The 16,923-nt window shown below is 66.8% G+C and carries 10 protein-coding genes; 9 read left to right on the top strand and 1 reads right to left on the bottom strand.

Features of this window, described 5'->3' with window-relative positions; translation table 11 throughout:
* The first annotated feature begins 5 nt into the window (after window positions 1-5).
* The 9 genes from CAL13_RS12550 to CAL13_RS12505 all read left to right on the top strand — a co-directional run bounded on the left by CAL13_RS12550 (window position 6) and on the right by CAL13_RS12505 (window position 12,852).
* A complete protein-coding gene (locus CAL13_RS12550; protein WP_232467654.1) occupies window positions 6-689 on the top strand; it encodes a flagellar basal body L-ring protein FlgH in 684 nt (227 codons plus the stop codon).
* Between the two features lie 280 nt (window positions 690-969).
* On the top strand, window positions 970-2,037 hold the full coding sequence (locus CAL13_RS12545; protein ID WP_086059437.1) for a flagellar basal body P-ring protein FlgI: 1,068 nt from the start codon (window positions 970-972) through the stop codon (window positions 2,035-2,037).
* Window positions 2,038-2,049: 12 nt separating this feature from the next.
* Window positions 2,050-3,186, top strand: a complete 1,137-nt coding sequence (flgJ, locus tag CAL13_RS12540; RefSeq protein ID WP_086072567.1) for a flagellar assembly peptidoglycan hydrolase FlgJ — start codon at window positions 2,050-2,052, stop codon at window positions 3,184-3,186.
* A gap of 107 nt (window positions 3,187-3,293) precedes the next feature.
* Window positions 3,294-4,973, top strand: a complete 1,680-nt coding sequence (gene flgK / locus CAL13_RS12535; protein WP_086072566.1) for a flagellar hook-associated protein FlgK — start codon at window positions 3,294-3,296, stop codon at window positions 4,971-4,973.
* A gap of 404 nt (window positions 4,974-5,377) precedes the next feature.
* Entirely contained in the window at window positions 5,378-6,613 is a 1,236-nt protein-coding gene (gene flgL, locus CAL13_RS12530) for a flagellar hook-associated protein FlgL (protein WP_232462379.1), read from the top strand.
* A gap of 54 nt (window positions 6,614-6,667) precedes the next feature.
* A complete protein-coding gene (locus CAL13_RS12525) occupies window positions 6,668-8,548 on the top strand; it encodes a methyl-accepting chemotaxis protein (RefSeq protein ID WP_086072565.1) in 1,881 nt (626 codons plus the stop codon).
* 7 nt (window positions 8,549-8,555) lie between these two features.
* Window positions 8,556-9,044, top strand: a complete 489-nt coding sequence (locus CAL13_RS12520) for a hypothetical protein (RefSeq protein WP_086072564.1) — start codon at window positions 8,556-8,558, stop codon at window positions 9,042-9,044.
* An 84-nt stretch (window positions 9,045-9,128) separates the two neighbouring features.
* Window positions 9,129-11,096, top strand: a complete 1,968-nt coding sequence (locus tag CAL13_RS12515) for a methyl-accepting chemotaxis protein (protein WP_442857347.1) — start codon at window positions 9,129-9,131, stop codon at window positions 11,094-11,096.
* Between the two features lie 121 nt (window positions 11,097-11,217).
* Window positions 11,218-12,852, top strand: coding sequence for a sulfatase-like hydrolase/transferase (locus tag CAL13_RS12505; protein WP_086072563.1), 1,635 nt, complete (start codon window positions 11,218-11,220; stop codon window positions 12,850-12,852).
* 45 nt (window positions 12,853-12,897) lie between these two features.
* Here the strand turns inward: CAL13_RS12505 and CAL13_RS12500 are convergent, their stop codons facing one another.
* The gene (locus CAL13_RS12500) at window positions 12,898-16,761 is read right to left on the bottom strand and encodes a hypothetical protein (RefSeq protein ID WP_157664864.1); all 3,864 of its coding nucleotides are present in this window, start codon (window positions 16,759-16,761) and stop codon (window positions 12,898-12,900) included.
* Between the last annotated feature and the right edge of the window lie 162 nt (window positions 16,762-16,923).

Genomic DNA, 16,923 nt, shown 5'->3' with positions numbered 1-16,923 from the left:
CAGCCATGCGCGCCGTGCGCTTCCTCTGCTCCATTGTCCTGGCCGCCGGCCTGGGCGGTTGCGCGCTGATCCCGCCCGAGCCCGTGGTGCTTGGGCCGACCACCGCCATGCCTCCGCCGCAGCCGGTGCCCGTGCCCACGCCCAACGGCTCGATCTATCAGCCGACCGTGTACGGAAACTATCCGCTGTTCGAGGACCGCCGTCCGCGCAACGTGGGCGACATCGTGACGGTGGTGCTGGAGGAAAGGACCGCCGCCGCGAAGAACGTGGCGACCAATACCAGCCGCACGTCCACGACGCAGAACACGGTCGCCGCATCGCCGGGCTTCATGAGCAGCTGGTTCAATTCCAAGCTGAACACGGAGACGGAAGGCGCCAATACGAACAAGGGCGCCGGCGACAGCAGCGCCAACAACACGTTCACCGGCACGCTCACGACCACGGTCGTCGGCGTGCTGCCCAACGGCAATCTGCAGGTGGCCGGGGAAAAGCAGATTGCGATCAACCGCGGCAGCGAGTACATCCGCTTCTCCGGCGTGGTCGACCCGCGCTCGGTGTCCGGCCTGAACACCGTGTCGTCCACCCAGGTGGCGGACGCGCGCATCGAGTACCGCAGCAAGGGCGTGATGGACGAGGTGCAGACGATGGGCTGGCTGCAGCGCTTTTTCCTGATCGCGAATCCGTTCTGAAGAACTACCCCAGGGGGAAGATCCACCCCCGAGGTAAGACTCAACCCGAAGCGCTTGCGCGCTTCCCCCTCCAGGGCGCGACGCTGGAGGACCGGCGGAGCCGGATCCTCGGCGTCCCCGATCGGGCAGACCTGTTATTGCTGATATGACGTATTCCATTGTCCTGCTGACTTCTTTGCGCCGACGTGTCTCGTGTCGTTGGTGCGCCGTGGCCGTTGGCGCCGCGGCGGGGCGCTTGCGGTTGCGCCGCTGGGCCATTGGGGTGGCGGCCATCGTCTCGATGGCGGCGGGGATGGGCGCGCATGCGGAGCGGCTGAAGGATCTGGCGTCCATTCAGGGGGTGCGAGGCAATCAGTTGATCGGCTACGGGCTGGTGGTGGGCCTGGATGGCACCGGGGACCAGGTGCGCCAGGCGCCTTTCACGCAGCAGAGTGTCACGAACATGCTGTCGCAGCTGGGCGTGACCGTGCCGGCCAACAGCAATATGCAGCTGAAGAACGTCGCGGCCGTGATGGTCACAATGAACCTGCCGGCCTTTGCCCGCCCCGGCCAGACCTTCGACGTGGTGGTGTCGTCCATGGGCAACGCCAAGAGCCTGCGCGGCGGCACGCTGCTGCTCACGCCGCTCAAGGGCGCCGACGGCCAGGTCTATGCTCTGGCGCAGGGCAATATCCTGGTGGGCGGCGCGGGCGCATCGGCCGGCGGCTCCAGCGTGCAGATCAACCAATTGAACGGCGGGCGCATCAGCAACGGCGCCGTCGTGGAACGCGGCGTGCCGACCACTTTCGCGCGCGACGGCAATGTGTTCCTGGAGCTCAACGAGCTGGACTTCGGCACCGCGCAGAACGTGGCAGCCGCCCTCAACCGGCACTTCGGCGGCGGGGTGTCGCAGGTGATCGACGGCCGCACCATCCGGGTGCAGGCGCCGGTGGAGCCGTCGGCGCAGGCGGCTTTCCTCTCGCAGCTGGAAAACCTGCAGGTCACGCGCGCGCCGGCGTCGGCCAAGGTCATCATCAATGCCCGTACGGGGTCGGTGGTGATGAACCGCACGGTCATGTTGGAAGAGTCCGCAGTGGCTCACGGCAATCTTTCGGTGGTCGTGAACCAGACCAACGCCGTGTCGCAGCCCAACACGCCTTTCGGCGGCGGCCAGACGGTGGTGGTGCCGAACACGACGATCGACGTGCGGCAGGAAAACGGTTCCTTGCAGCACGTGCGCACCAGCGCCAATCTGGCGGACGTGGTGCGGGCGCTCAATGCGCTGGGCGCGACGCCGCAGGACCTGCTGGCGATACTGCAGGCCATGCAGTCGGCCGGCGCGCTGCGCGCCGAGCTGGAAATCATCTGACGCGCCGCGGCCATGGCCCTGGGTCCATCCTCCAACGCCGGCGCCTCGCAGTCGTCGATTTTCGATTTCGGCGCGCTGGCCAGCCTGCACCGCGACGTTACGACGCAGCCGAACTCCGCCGAAAAGCAGGCCGAGGTTGCGCGCCAGTTCGAGGCCGTCTATATCCAGATGCTTTTGAAGCAGATGCGCCAGGCAACCATGCAGAGCGGCATGTTCGACTCCAATGAGTCGCGCATGGTCCGTTCCATGGCCGACGAGCAGCTGGCGCTGCAGTTGGCGAATCCTGGAATCGGTTTGGCGCAGTCGCTGTTGAAACAGATGCGGGCCAATCAGCCCGGCGAGGCGGGGCAGGGGCAGGACGGCGGCACGGGCGCGCAGGCGCCGCAGCAGCCGCTGGACCTGGCCGCGCGGACCGTGGCGCGGGCCGCGCCCGACGGGGAAGTCGCCGCGTTGCTGCGCCTGCTGAATCGTAACCGGGCATCCGACCGCGCCCTGGCCGCCGCCGAAGGCGCGCCGGACCACGTGGTGGACTTCGTCTCCCAGATGGCGTCCGCCGCCAAGGCGGCCGAGCGCCAGAGCGGCGTGCCGGCACGTCTCATACTGGGACAGGCGGCGCTGGAGTCCGGCTGGGGCCAGCGGGAGATCCGCTATCCGGACGGCCGCACCAGCTACAACCTTTTCGGCATCAAGGCGGGCGACAGCTGGAAGGGCAAGGTGGTCAACGTCATGACCACGGAATACGAAGATGGCGTCCCGCGCAAGGTCATGCAGCCGTTCCGCGCCTACAACTCCTACGAGGAATCGTTCGCCGATTACGCCCGGCTGATCAGCGACAACCCGCGCTACGAAGCCGTGACGCAGGCCCGCGACGAATACGATGCCGCCCGCCGCATCCAGGCTGCCGGCTACGCCACCGATCCGCGCTACGCCGACAAGCTGATCGGCATCATGGGCCAATTGGCGGGTACGGCGGGGGCGGGCCAAGGCCCGGACGCCGGCGTCGCGGCGGGGCGCCCCGGCCCCGGCGCGACGGCGTTCGAGGGCCGGTCCGCACCCGGCTGGGACGGACAGGACAGCGCGGAAAGCGCGCGGGCCGAAGCCGTGGCGGCGCTTTCCGCCGCGGAGCCGATCGCCGGCGGCGTCCGCTGAGCGGATTGCGCACGGTGATGTTCGATTTCACTAAATTTCGCCGCGAAGCTGCCGTTAAGCCAATATCCCGACCTTTGAATCACGGTTAATCAAGAGGCATCCCGACCATGAGTTTGTACAGCCTGGGCCTGAGCGGTCTGAATGCGGCGCAAGCGGGGTTGACCACCACCGGCCACAACATCGACAACGCCGCGACGGAAGGCTATACCCGTCAACGGGTGTTGACGTCCACGGCCGGCGCGACCGCGACCTCCGCCGGCTTCTACGGCCGCGGCGTCCAGGTGGATACCGTCCAGCGCCAGTACGACAGCTTCCTGTACAAGCAGCTGGTCGGCTCGCAGAGCAGCGCCTCGTCCTACTCGACGTACCTGGACCAGATTTCCCAGATCGATAACCGGCTGGGCGATGAAACCGTCGGGATCTCGCCGGCGCTGGCGGAGTTCTTCGCCAGCGTCAACGCCGTGGCCAGCGGTCCGGCGGACGCCGCGGCCCGCGCGGACATGATCGGGACGGCGCAGGCGCTGGTGTCGCAGATCAATTCGGCGTACCAGGATCTGCAGACGCAGCGCGAAGGGCTGAACACCCAGATCGCCTCGGCGGTCAATCAGGTCAACAGCTATCTGAACCAGATCAACAAGCTGAACCAGGAAATCGTCATCGCGCGCGCGCAGGGCAACGGCAACGCGCCCAACGACCTGCTGGACCAGCGCGATCAGTTGCTGTCGGAGCTGTCGCAGACGGTGGGGATCCGCTACACGACGCAGGGCGACATGGTCAGCATTTCGCTCGAGTCCGGCCAGGCGCTGCTGTCCGGCACGACGGTTTATTCGCTGCAGGCGGTGGCCTCGTCGACCGACCCGTCGCGCACCGTGGTCGCCTACAACCTGCCCTCGGGGCCGGGCGGCGCCACCACCCCGGTGCAGCTGGACGATTCCAAGTTCAAGAACGGCACCCTGGGCGGGCTGATGCAGTTCCGGTCGACCGCGCTCGATACGTTGCAGAACCGGCTGGGGCAGATGGCCGTCGGCCTGGCCATGACGTTCAACGCGGTGCACCAGCAGGGCGTGGACCGGCAGGGGCTGCCCGGCGGCGATTTCTTTTCGATGATCTCGCCCGCGGCCATCTCGGGCGCCGCCAACGCCGGCACGGGTGGGATCACGGCCGACTACACGGACGCCAGCCAGATCACGGCCAGCGATTATTCGATCAAGTACGTGCAGTCCGATCCCGCCGACCCCACGACCGGCCAGTATGTGGTGACGCGCCTGTCGGACAACACGACCAACACCTACACCCCCACCGGAACGCCGCCGACGATCACCTTCGACGGCCTGACGCTGAACCTGTCCGGGACGCCGGCCGACGGCGATACCTGGACCCTGCAGCCGACGCGCAACGCCGCGCGCGACCTGGGCATGGCGATCACGGACCCGGGCAAGATCGCCGCGTCCAGCACGACGAACCCCGGCACGGCCAACGGCGACAACGCGCTTGCCCTGGCCAAGCTGCAGACCACGCGCAACCTGGCGGGCAACACGCTCAGCGTGACGGACCTGTACGCGCAGATCGTGAACAACGTGGGTCAGCAGACCGCCGCCGCCAAGGCCAACGACAAGGCGCAGACCGCCGTCGTGAATCAGCGCCTGGCGAACAACTCGTCGGTGTCCGGCGTGAACTTGAACGAAGAGTACGTGAACCTTTCGCAGTACCAGGAGCAGTACCAGGCGGCCGCCAAGATCATCGAGGTGGCCGGCACGATGCTCGACGCCATCCTGGGGTTGAGGTGAGGCCGATGAATGAGGCCCACCCCCGAAGCGCTGGCGCGCTTCCCCCTCAAGGGGGCGACGCCAGCGGACCGGCGGGGAGAGCCCACCCCCGAAGCGCTGGCGCGCTTCCCCCTCGAGGGGGCGACGCCGGCGGACCGGCGGAGCCGGATCCGCGGCGTCCCCGATCGTGGGGCACCTGTGCCCGTCAAGGGGGCGACGCTGGCGGACCAGCGGAGGCGGATCCGCGGCGTCCCGATCGTGGGGCACCTGTGCCCGTCAAGGGGGCGACGCTGGCGGACCGGCGGGGCCGGGTCCGCGGCGTCCCGGGTCAGCGGGCGCCGGTGTGTTCGGCGCGGCGTAGGGCACTGAAAGTAAACGGGTTCCAGTTCAACTCAAAATCACGAATCATCCCGGAGCAACACAGCATGATCCGCCTGAGCACCTCCACCATCTACCAGAGCGGCCTGAATGGGATCCTGAGGAACGAATCCGACGTTCTGGCGCTGCAGCAGCAGATCAGTTCCGGCCGCCGCGTGGTCACGCCGTCGGACGATCCGTTGGCCGCCGGCAAGGCCATCACGGCCTACCAGAATCTGAACATTACCCAGACCTATGCCAGCAACCGGGAAGCGGCCAACCGGTCGCTCGGCCTGGAGTCCAACGCGCTGGGTTCCATCGTGACGACCTTGACCGACGTGCTGACCCGCGTCGTGCAGGCCGGCAACGGCACCATGGCCGACGAAGACCGCAACTCGCTGGCCACCGTGTTGGAACAGTCGCGCGACGCGCTGCTGGCCCTGGCGAACAGCACGGACGGCAACGGCCAGTACCTGTTCTCCGGCACCACCGGGGACGCGGCCGCCTACGTGCAGGATCCCAATTCCGGCATCATCAGCTACAACGGCAGCGCCGGCCAGCGCCTGGTGCAGGTCGAACAGGCCCGCCAGATGGCGGTTTCCGACATCGGCACCGACATCTTCGCGCGCGCCACGCCGGGCACCACCGAATACATCGCGACCGCGCAGCCGACGAACAAGGGGACGGTGACCTTCTCGTCCCCCAGCATCGTGCCCGGCAACGCCAGCGCGGGCCACAATTTCCAGATCACGTTCAAGACCGATGCCACAACCGGGGCGATGACGTACAGCGTCGAAGACACCACGACCAACACCGTCGTGCAGTCCGACGTGCCCTACGAAAGCGGCGCGGAAATCGACCTGGGCGCCGCCAAGCTGGCGCTGAAGGGCGATCCCGCCGACGGCGATACCCTCACCGTCACCACCGCGCAGTCGACCGGCCTGGATATGTTCCACACCTTGAATTCCCTGATCACGACGCTGCGCGCGCCGTCTGACGGGAATGCCGCGGCGCAGGCCCAGCTCACCAATATGCTGGCGACCGCCAACAAGAAGCTGTCCATCAACCTGGACAACGTTTCCACCGTGCAGGCGTCCGTCGGCGCCCGGCAGAACGAGCTGGACGCCCTGGATACCATGGGCAGCCAGCGCGCCCTGACCGACAACAAAACACTGACGGACCTGACCAAGATCGACTACTACGAGGCCGTTTCGGCCATGAGCATGCACCAGCTCGCCCTGCAGGCGTCCATGGCGGCGTTCAGCGCCGTCAAGGGCACAAGCCTGTTCAGCATGAACAAGTAACCGGACAACTTACCGAGCGGTCTTCAAGTCAGCGGCCGCTCCTGGATCAATACGATGTTTGCCAATTTGAAGGTACGCACCTCCATCATCCTGCTGCTGTCGCTGTATCTGCTGGCGATGCTGCTGTCCAATGGCGTCGCCTGGCTGGGGTTGCAGTCGAGCAACAACAAGCTCGATGGCGTCAATACGATTTATACGGATCAGGTCACCAACCTGTATGCCGGCTACAGTCAGGTACTGCGCGCCCGGCAGGTGCTGAACAACGCCTACGACAAAATCCAGAACAACCGCGTGGACGAGGGCATGAGCGACCTGTCGCGCGCGGCCGGCTTCAAGTCCGAGGCCGACAAACGCATGGCGCTGTTCGCGCAGGCGCCGAAGCTGCCCGAGACGGTCGAGATGGCGCAAGGCATCGTCTCGGCCTACAAGACTTACTCGGACATGGTGGACGGACAACTGTCCGCGCTGCGCTCTCGCTCGCTGGACGCGTTCGCCGCATCCAGCAAGACGTCATCCAGCGCCAATCAGGGGCTGGACCGGGCCATGAAGACGATGCTGGATTACCTGGACAAGACGACGGACAACATGGTTGCGCAAGGCCATGACGACTTCACGCTCGCGCGAATCGTCACCGTGGCGATGATCGTCTTCGCGATCATCCTGACGGCGGCGTGCTGGCTGGTGCTGAACCGCATGGTGCTGCGCCCGCTGCGCGAGGCAGGCAGCCATTTCGATCGCATCGCGGCTGGCGACCTGAGCCAGCACATCGAAGTCCGTTCGACCAACGAGATCGGCGTGCTGTTCGGGGCCGTGCGCAGGATGCAGGAAAGCCTGACGCGCACGGTGGCGGCGGTGCGCCGGGGCGTGGACGAGATCAACGTGGGCGCGCGCGAGATATCCGCGGGCAACACGGACCTGTCCAGCCGCACCGAGCAGCAGGCGGCATCGCTGGAAGAGACGGCGGCCTCGATGGAGGAACTGGCGTCCACGGTGAAGCAGAACGCGGAGAACGCGCGCCAGGCCAATCAGCTTGCGGCCAGCGCCTCGGACGTGGCCGAGCGCGGCGGCTCGGCGGTGGCCGAGGTGGTGAACACGATGCAGGAGATCTCGGGCAGCTCGCGCAAGATTTCCGAGATTGTGAGCGTGATCGACGGCATTGCGTTCCAGACCAACATCCTGGCGCTGAACGCGGCGGTGGAAGCGGCGCGCGCGGGCGAGCAGGGCAAGGGCTTTGCGGTGGTGGCGGGCGAGGTGCGTTCGCTGGCGCAGCGCAGCGCGCAGGCGGCCAAGGAGATCAAGGCGCTGATCGAGGACTCGGTGTCCAAGGTGGGCGCGGGTTCGCAGCAGGTCGAGCGGGCCGGGGCGACGATGCAGGAGATCGTGGCGTCGGTGAAGCGGGTGACCGACATCATGGGCGAGATTTCGGCGGCGTCGGAAGAGCAGTCCAGCGGCATCGACCAGGTCAATCGCGCGGTGTCGCAGATGGACGAGGTGACGCAGCAGAACGCGGCGCTGGTGGAAGAGGCGGCCGCGGCGGCCGGCTCGCTGCAGGAACAGGCGCAGCGCCTGGCCGAGGCGGTGGCCGTGTTCAAGATCAACGAAGCGCGGGTCATCGATATGCCGGCGCGTGAAATCCCGGCCGCGGCCGCGCCCCGCATGCCGGCTCCGCCATCCGAGTCCGCGCCGGCCGCGACGTCCGCCGAAGCGCCGCGCCTGAGCCATGCGCCGGCCGCCGCCCGCAGTGCCAGACCCGCTCCCGCATCGCAAGCGCCGGCATCGCCGGCGGCGGCCAAGGCGCCCGCCAGGGCGGCGGCGCCGGCCAGACGCGCGCCGGCGGCCGCCAATGACGGCGTGGCCCCGCGCCCCGCGCCCAAGGCCCGCGCCGCGGGCGGTACGGCCGCGGCCCTGAACGAAGACGACTGGGAATCCTTCTAGGACCGCCATGGCCTTGACATTGCGCCTGATCGCGACGTGGCGGCCCCGCCTTCTGGCCAGCCTGGCGGGGCTCGTCCTGCTGGGCGGCTGCGCGACGGGTCAGAATTTTTCGGCCGAGTCGTTGGCCAGCCTGCAGCCGGGCCGCACCACGATGACCGATGCCATCCAGACGCTGCGCGCCATGCCGCAGCAGGTGATGCCGCAGTCGGACGGCTCGACCGTCGCGATCTGGGCCTACAAGATGTCCGTCGTCGCCGACGCACTGTATTTCCGGCGCGAAGCGATGTTGCAGTTCGGCGCGGACGGCCGCCTTGCCCGCGTGCTCAATACGACGAATGTTCCGCTGCCGGACGCCACGCGGCAGCGGCTGCTGGGCGCCACGTCGATTCCGCAGGAAGGCCCGGCTACGCCGGTCGCGGCGGCAAATTCCCAACCGGAGACGGGCGCGCCCGGGCCGGGTCCGGGAGCAACCGCGATACCGGTAAGGGTGCAATAACGCAGCAACCGTTGGCCGGAATGCGCTGGCATCGCGCGCATGTACTGCCATTCTTTCTATAAGACACAAGTTTTGGAGGGCCCCATGGAAGCCATCACAGAGACCAGCCGCAAGGCCAAGGCCAGCAAGCGCAAGGCCGCTCGCCAGCCCAAGGTCAAGCGCAAGTTCTCGTTGCGGGATACGCGGGTCGGCACGCTGCTGATGTTCGTGCTGGGCATCTTCGCCCTGCTTATCGTGGCGGTGGGCGGCATGGCGGCCTACTTCCTGAATCAGAACTACAGGGCGGTCGTCGAATTGGGCCAGTTGACCGATCGTGCGACGCAGGTGCAGGTGATCAACGCCAACATGCTGCGCGCGCGGGTCGCCTTGCTGGTGTCCGCGCGCGACCTGCAGGAAGCCAGCGCCGAAGGCGTTTCGCCGGATGCGGCGGCAAACGCCAAGAAAGACGCGGCGGATTCCCTCAAGAGCGCCAACGACCTCCTGACCGCCGTGCGCAACAGCTTCGGGGATTTCCAGAAGAACATGCTGGAAGACGACACGGGCCGGCAATTGTCGATGAACCTGGTGCGCCGCTACCGCTCTTATATCGACGACGGCGTGGACACGATGGTCGAAGCCCTGCGCAGCCAGGACTACAGCACGTTCTACATGGTGAACACGGAATACGGCACCCCGCGCAGCGCCGCATTCATCGACGCCATCGAAGACTTCTCCAAGTACATCAAGACCTCGCAGACCGAGACGGCGGCCCAGGCCAAGCACAACCTGGATCTGGCTCTGATCGCCGTGGCCGCGGCCGTGGGCCTGGCGGTCATTCTGATGATCCTGGCGCGCGTGGTGTTCGGCCGCATGGTGGTGCGTCCGCTGGTCGAAGCCGGCCAGCACTTCGACAAGATCGCCAACGGCGACCTGACTCAACGCGTCGAGGTACGTTCGCATAACGAGATCGGGACGCTGTACGCGGCGCTCAAGCGCATGCAGGAAAGCCTGACGCGCACGGTGTCGGCGGTACGCCGCGGCGTGGACGAGATCAATGTCGGTTCGCGCGAGATTTCGGCCGGCAACACGGACCTGTCCAGCCGCACCGAGCAGCAGGCGGCATCGCTGGAAGAGACGGCGGCCTCGATGGAGGAACTGGCGTCCACGGTGAAGCAGAACGCGGAGAACGCGCGCCAGGCCAATCAGCTTGCGGCCAGCGCCTCGGACGTGGCCGAGCGCGGCGGCTCGGCGGTGGCCGAGGTGGTGAACACGATGCAGGAGATCTCGGGCAGCTCGCGCAAGATTTCCGAGATTGTGAGCGTGATCGACGGCATTGCGTTCCAGACCAACATCCTGGCGCTGAACGCGGCGGTGGAAGCGGCGCGCGCGGGCGAGCAGGGCAAGGGCTTTGCGGTGGTGGCGGGCGAGGTGCGTTCGCTGGCGCAGCGCAGCGCGCAGGCGGCCAAGGAGATCAAGGCGCTGATCGAGGACTCGGTGTCCAAGGTGGGCGCGGGTTCGCAGCAGGTCGAGCGGGCCGGGGCGACGATGCAGGAGATCGTGGCGTCGGTGAAGCGGGTGACCGACATCATGGGCGAGATTTCGGCGGCGTCGGAAGAGCAGTCCAGCGGCATCGACCAGGTCAATCGCGCGGTGTCGCAGATGGACGAGGTGACGCAGCAGAACGCGGCGCTGGTGGAAGAGGCGGCCGCGGCGGCCGGCTCGCTGCAGGAACAGGCCGGAAGAGCAGTCCAGCGGCATCGACCAGGTCAATCGCGCGGTGTCGCAGATGGACGAGGTGACGCAGCAGAACGCGGCGCTGGTGGAAGAGGCGGCCGCGGCGGCCGGCTCGCTGCAGGAACAGGCCCAGCGCCTGGCCGAGGCGGTGGCCGTGTTCAAGATCAACGAAGGCCAGGTCATCGACGTGCCGGCGCAGCAGTTGTCGGGCCAGGTTTTCACGCCGCCGCTGGTGGCGCAGTAAGCGAAGCCGGCGGGCCCGATCCGGGCCCGCGACATCGACGGCCAGTTTCTCCGCGAGCGTGTCGCGGCAGGCTGGCCGTCTTTTTATTGCATTGAATAATCGCTGATGCCGCTTTGAAGACAGTGGCTCGTCAGTGGAGCCGAAGCGCCATTTCACGGACTAACGGCATTTCCCATTGCCCCGGCATGCACCGATGCCGGCGCGGATGTGCTCCCCGTGTCCGACTCTTCCTCCCATGGCGCCTCCGGCATACCCGGCTGGCGCGCGCGTGCCGTCTCATCGGTTTCGGCTTGCGCGCTGATCGAATGCCTGGCCTTCGCCTATGTGGCCGTCGTGTTTCCGGCGCTGGACGGTTTCTACGCCATCGACCGCTTCCGCGCCATCGGCGTGAACGTGCAAGGCCATTTGGGGCCGGCGGAAGTCTTGCGGCAGGCGGTCTTCATCCTGGAATACGCCTTCGCCGTGGTCATGTTGTACGCTGCCACACGGCTGGGGCGCTGGCGAAGCACGGGTGTGCTGGCGCTGTTTGTTCCCTTGCTGACGCTGGACCTGGCGGCCCATGCCATCTATGGGAGGCCTGCGGGCATTGGCAACATCAGTGCGCTGAATGCCTCGGCCACCATGCTGGGCGCCGCGCTGCAGGAATACGGGTCGATTATCGCGGCAGCGGCCGGCAAGGCGCTTTTGCTCGTCGCGCCGCTTGTCGTCAAGGCGTGGATCGGTCACGAGCGCCGCTGGTCGATCGTTTGCCCACTGCTGTTGGCGGCCGCATTGACCGCAATGTACGGCACCATTCTGGTCAAGCGCGGGCCGCCGGCGTTGATCGGCTTTCCCAAGGGCTTCTCCTATGCCCTCGGCAGCGTTTATCTGAAGCTCAACGACGTGATCGGCCGTCCGAGGCGGGTGCCCGCCCAGCCCATGACGGCGCCCGAATACCCCGATATCCGGAACGTCGTGGTGGTTGTCGATGAATCGGTGGAGTACGGCTATTTTTCGCGCGTGCTGGACGCCGGAAAAAGCCGCTACGCCGACTTCGGCCTGGCCTATAGCGGCGCCAACTGCTCGGCTGCCTCCAACTACATTCTGCGCAAGGCGCTGTGGTCGCGTAGCGATCGCGGCCGTCTGGGTATTGCGCGCACCGACAGCCTGTTCGCGCTGGCCCGGCGCGCCGGCTACGTCGTCACCTATATCGATAATCAGGGCGTATTGTCCGACCCGACCACGCGCAACTATATCGACGCCAAGGAACTCGGCGATATCAACCGGGTCGTGGAAAACGAGGGTCCCCCGTACGAGCGCGACCCGACCGCCCTGCAGCAGATCGCGGTGCTCGCGCGCACCGGGCGCAACTTCATCTTCGTGAACAAGAATGGCGCGCATTTCCCGTATCCGGCAAGCGTTGCGCCGGACCGGGCGACGGGCGACCGGGTGGCCGATTACACGACGTCGGTCCGTGTGAACGCGGCGGATTTCCTGCTCGCCCTGCAGGACGCTGTGCCGGCGGATACGATGGTTTTCTACACTTCCGATCACGGCCAGAGCCTGACGACGCGGGCGACCCACTGCAATACGGGTGCGGAGACGACCGCGCAGGAGTTCCGGGTGCCGTTTCTGGTCCTTGCCACGAACCCTGGCCCCGCTCAGCAATTGCAGCAAGCCGCCGCGCTGCAGCGTGGGCGCCTGACTCATCTGGAGTTCTCGGAATCCGTGCGTCGGGTGCTCGGCTACCGGATTCCCGGCATGGGGTCGATTTTTGACGCGCGGCCGGCGCAGGCAGGATTTTGCGGCTTGTACGGGTCGCCGAAGGTGTTCTTCGGCATGTTGCCGGAATGCCGGGTCCTGGTCCGGTGATGGTATTCCGGCCGCCGCCATCGCGGCGGCCATTTCCCCTCGGAATCAGGTTTCCATGGGTTCGGGGCTGCCCGAACCGGAACCGCTTTCCGAACCAGAACCGCTTTCCGAATCGGAACCGCTTTCAGAACCGGAACCCACGCTATCGGCCGTCAACCAGCGTTCGTTGCCCGCGGAGGGATTCCATGGGGTGGCGGGGTTCGGGTCGTGCTGCGGGAAACGCTTCAGCAGATAGTCGTCCTGCATATCGACGTAGCGTTGCAAGGCGGCGATCTTCTCGGGCGTGATAACGCGGGCCAGGTCCGCCTGACCTTCGGAAGTGAAGGAAAGGTAGGTCAGCCGCCGTGGGGCCTGGATGCCGCTTTCCTTCAACACCCGCTGCGTCAGGTATTCCACAACGCCGCGCTCGGGGAACCCGTGAACGAGATGGCTCGCCTCGTCCTTCCAAAGGTCCACGGCGGGGTCGGATCTGCGAGTCAACACGTGGATCAGCTCGTGGATGATCGTCGCGGGCGAGAGGTAGGGTTCAAAGGTGTATCCGTCCGCGAGCATCTGGTCCTGCAAGCCGTGGGGCGGCGCCTGAAGGTCCGGTATGCGAACGATCCGGTCGTCATACTCGGCTCCGTGTTCTTCTGCGAACTCGCACAATCCACCGCTCAAAGCGTCAGGCGGTTGGATCTGGATGGTCCATTTGTCGTCCTTGGCGATATAGCCTTCGCTTCTTGCCCGGTTGACCAGGGCCCGGAAGGTTTCCGACCTGGCGTACAGGTCCGTCAGGAAGGTGCGGATCCTGTCCGTCATCGTGATCTTCAGGTGCTTGACGGTCTCGGGATCGGCATAGCGCGGATCGATCTCGGCGTAGGCGGACGTCTCCAGGCCGACCACCTCCATATCGAAGAAATCGTCGAACTCGCTTTCCCACCAGGCGTACTGCGTGATGTCGTTGGCCTCCTCCAGGACTTCGACGGCCAATTCGACCGTTTCGGTGTTGGCCAGGCGGCCCGTGTAGCTGTACTCGTAAATCTCGCTATTGTCCCAGTTATCGTAGTCGCCCCTATGGTTCGGCGCGTCGGCCGGCACATCGCGGTCCAGGGCCGCGACAGCGTCGTCGGCGACTTTGACGCGGGTAAGCTGCGTGCCCGCGGGCGTGGCCGATGCCGAGCCGGACGCGGAAGTGGAGGCCGACGCGGAAGTGGATCCGCCCCCCTTGAGTTGTGGAACATTCTTCGCTTCCTGCCATCTGCCGAGTTCGGCGTCCCACACCAGCCGGACCCCGCCCTGCCGGGTCCCGGGCAAGCCCGCGCCGGCAATGCGCCAGACAGGCCGTTCCTGGGTGGAGGCCGCGTGATCCGCTGTGAGCGCAAGGTAATTGCCCTCGACCTCGGCGTAGCGCTTCGCGCCGAGCATGATGGTGCCGTCATCCGACCTGGCGGCCTTGCTCAGGGTGTCGATCAAGCCGGGGTCCGAGATCCGGTAGCGCCGCAGCATGCCGGCGGGCAGCGGGCGATACCGTGCGCCGCCGGCGGACATCTTCCTTGCCGCCTCGATCAGCGCTTGCGCCAGCTCCGGCCGGCTTGTTTTGAGGCTGCGCGCAACGGCGCGCAAACCCTTGTTGCCGAGCAGCGCGCCGCCTCTCAGCAGTTTGAGCAGGTCCCGGGGATCGATGACGGCGCTGTGCGCGACGGCGCCCAGCGTCTTGCCGGCTTGTCGCATCAGCGCCGGGGCGAAACGTCCGCTTTCCGCCACGCCCAGCTTGATCGCCTGCAGGAGGCCTTCGCCGGCGGTTTCCGAGACCGCGCGGCTCAGCCCGGCCATCAGCGCTTCGCCGGCCCGCATACCCAGCGACAGTCCTTCTCCCAGCGCCGGAACGAATATCAGCACGTCCAGCGCGAGCGACCACGCGATATCCTCGGTGCGCCCGTCCTTGATGGCCGAATAGGTGGAGTAGAAAGGGATCAGGCCGCGTTCGATGCCGCGGATGGTTTCGACTTCGCTGCCGCCATACAAGGCCGCGCGTGAGCGCTCGAGCGTGCCGGGCAGCGATGCCTTCAACTGCGCGCCGATCTCTTCGCGCTTTCCCGTCGCCAGCGTCGTCAGCGGATACGTCAAGTCATTGAACAGCGAGCCAGGAAAATCGGGTTTGTGCACGGCCGTGCCGAAGACGATCTCACCGTGACTGGCCGCCCAGTCTTCGATGGATCGCTCCGGCGGCAGCGGATACTCCGCGCCATCGGCCAACGCGACGAAATAGCGGTGCCTGCCCGCCGATGTATCGATGGACACGAAATAGCCGTTGGCGTCCGTGCGTTTCGTGCTTGCGGTCGCTTGGGCGAGAAGCGCTTGTCCCGGCCCGGGCACCACTGGCAGATGCAGCGAATCAACCCGCTGGGCCCGCGTGACGGTGATCGTGGCTCCTTCGAAGTCGATGCCGTGGTCGCTGCCATAACGTGCAACGGAGGCGTCGATCAACGTGGCGATATGGCCGGCGGCCGTCGTCTTGTAGCGGTCGAAGGCGGCATCGAACTCGTCCTTCAGCGAGCGGCCGAGCTTGGTTCTTGCCCTCGAAACCTCCGGCGAGACAGGGGCCGACAAGGCGGGATCGCCGGCGTCCTCGCTCAGGTCCAGCGTTTCATGCGACACATAGACATCGGCGAGGGCCTGCTGGTCGAACGCGAAGGGCAGGGGGATCTTGAATCGCACCGGCCCGAATGCGGCGGGAATGACGACCGACCTGACGTCGACGCGGTGCTCCGGGTCCAGCCCTGCGGCGCGCAGGTTGTCGGCGGCCAGCTCTCTGCCGGTGGGCGGCTTCAGGCCGGCGATCGCATCCAGGATGCGAAGTTCGTCCGCCATGATTTCCTTCAGGAAGCTCGTCAGGCGGTCCAGGTCCTCGGGCGCCAATGCCGCCGCCTCGCCGCCTGCCGCGCTGTCTGGTGCCTCTTGTGCGATGCGGCGCAGGTCGATCCTGCCGGCGGCGTGCGCCATCAGCAGCAGGGCGCCGATATCGATGCCGGGCGGCGTTGCGCCGCCTGCCGGGCGCGGCGATTTCCTGGTCTGTACGGCGATGGCGGCGCGGCCCACGGCCAGCAGATCGTCCGTACTTACCTTGTGCGGGGACAACCCCTGGTCGGCCAGCGTCTGCATGCCCGTCCAAAGGGTGACCCAGCGGGGGCTGCCATAGGAGACGTCGGGCGGCGGCTGCAGCGACAGCGTGGGGTCCGAAGTCATCATGCGCCTGACCTGGCGCGCCAGTCCGGCGCAATCGGTCAAGCCCGCAAGCTGCGCTGTCCCGCACGCCTGCAGCACGCTTGCGATGCGCGCCTCCAGTTCCTGGACGATGCCGGCCATGGGTTTGCCGCTGGCGTTGCGCAACGTCAGCCCATCGAAATAGATTCCCGCCGTTGCATTGGGAGCCTGCCCCAGGCTGACCTGCCAGTCGATGCCGGCGGTCAGGGCGCGTATGAGCGACACGGCCAGTTCGCGGCGCTTGGCAGGCGTCAAATCTGCGGCCGTCGGCGTACCGGCGTACCCGCCGCTGGCGGTTGCCAGTCTCACCATCAGGGCGTCGTCATCTTCCAGCCGGCCATTCCAGTACGCGGTGTCGACGGGCCCGGCCCTACAGGCCGCTATCCATGCGTCTTCCGCGCGCGGCTGTCCGGACGGCAGCGAATCCGGCGGCGCGGCCGGTCTTGCATCGGGTGCGTCGCGGCGCCAGCGCCGATTTTCGTAGATCGCGTGGCCGTGCCGCGGCATGGCCGCGTCGCCCGATGCGACGGTTGACCGGGGCTGGCGTTGCGCCGGCAGGAGCTGGACAAGGTCGTCCGGCGCGCGCGTGCTGAGTGGCTGGTCTGCGCGATTGTGCAGCGGTTGTCCGGCGGCTGGAGCAAGAGGACTGACGGCGGTAGGCATGACGATACTCCCAACGATCGGCTCGACATGTGAGCGGGGGCAGTAAGTACGTGCGTCCTGAGCCAAGTTCCTTTGGCCGCGGTTTTGCCTTTACGAGGGATAAGATAAGCGCGGCGCGGTGATCCGGCGGGTTGCCTCAATCCACGCGGGCTGGCAGGCAGG

It is taken from the genome of Bordetella genomosp. 9 (genome assembly GCF_002119725.1).
Taxonomy (GTDB): Bacteria; Pseudomonadota; Gammaproteobacteria; order Burkholderiales; family Burkholderiaceae_B; genus Bordetella_C.
Note: the sequence above shows the minus strand (reverse complement) of the source record. Positions and strands in the feature narration are given on the sequence as shown.

Bases quoted from the DNA above. Each gene is read 5' to 3' on its own strand.
- CAL13_RS12550 (WP_232467654.1), top strand. From the start codon at position 6: ATGCGCGCCGTGCGCTTCCTCTGCTCCATTGTCCTGGCCGCCGGCCTG.
- CAL13_RS12545 (WP_086059437.1), top strand. From the start codon at position 970: ATGGCGGCGGGGATGGGCGCGCATGCGGAGCGGCTGAAGGATCTGGCG.
- flgJ (WP_086072567.1), top strand. From the start codon at position 2,050: ATGGCCCTGGGTCCATCCTCCAACGCCGGCGCCTCGCAGTCGTCGATT.
- flgK (WP_086072566.1), top strand. From the start codon at position 3,294: ATGAGTTTGTACAGCCTGGGCCTGAGCGGTCTGAATGCGGCGCAAGCG.
- flgL (WP_232462379.1), top strand. From the start codon at position 5,378: ATGATCCGCCTGAGCACCTCCACCATCTACCAGAGCGGCCTGAATGGG.
- CAL13_RS12525 (WP_086072565.1), top strand. From the start codon at position 6,668: ATGTTTGCCAATTTGAAGGTACGCACCTCCATCATCCTGCTGCTGTCG.
- CAL13_RS12520 (WP_086072564.1), top strand. From the start codon at position 8,556: ATGGCCTTGACATTGCGCCTGATCGCGACGTGGCGGCCCCGCCTTCTG.
- CAL13_RS12515 (WP_442857347.1), top strand. From the start codon at position 9,129: ATGGAAGCCATCACAGAGACCAGCCGCAAGGCCAAGGCCAGCAAGCGC.
- CAL13_RS12500 (WP_157664864.1), bottom strand. From the start codon at position 16,761: ATGCCTACCGCCGTCAGTCCTCTTGCTCCAGCCGCCGGACAACCGCTG.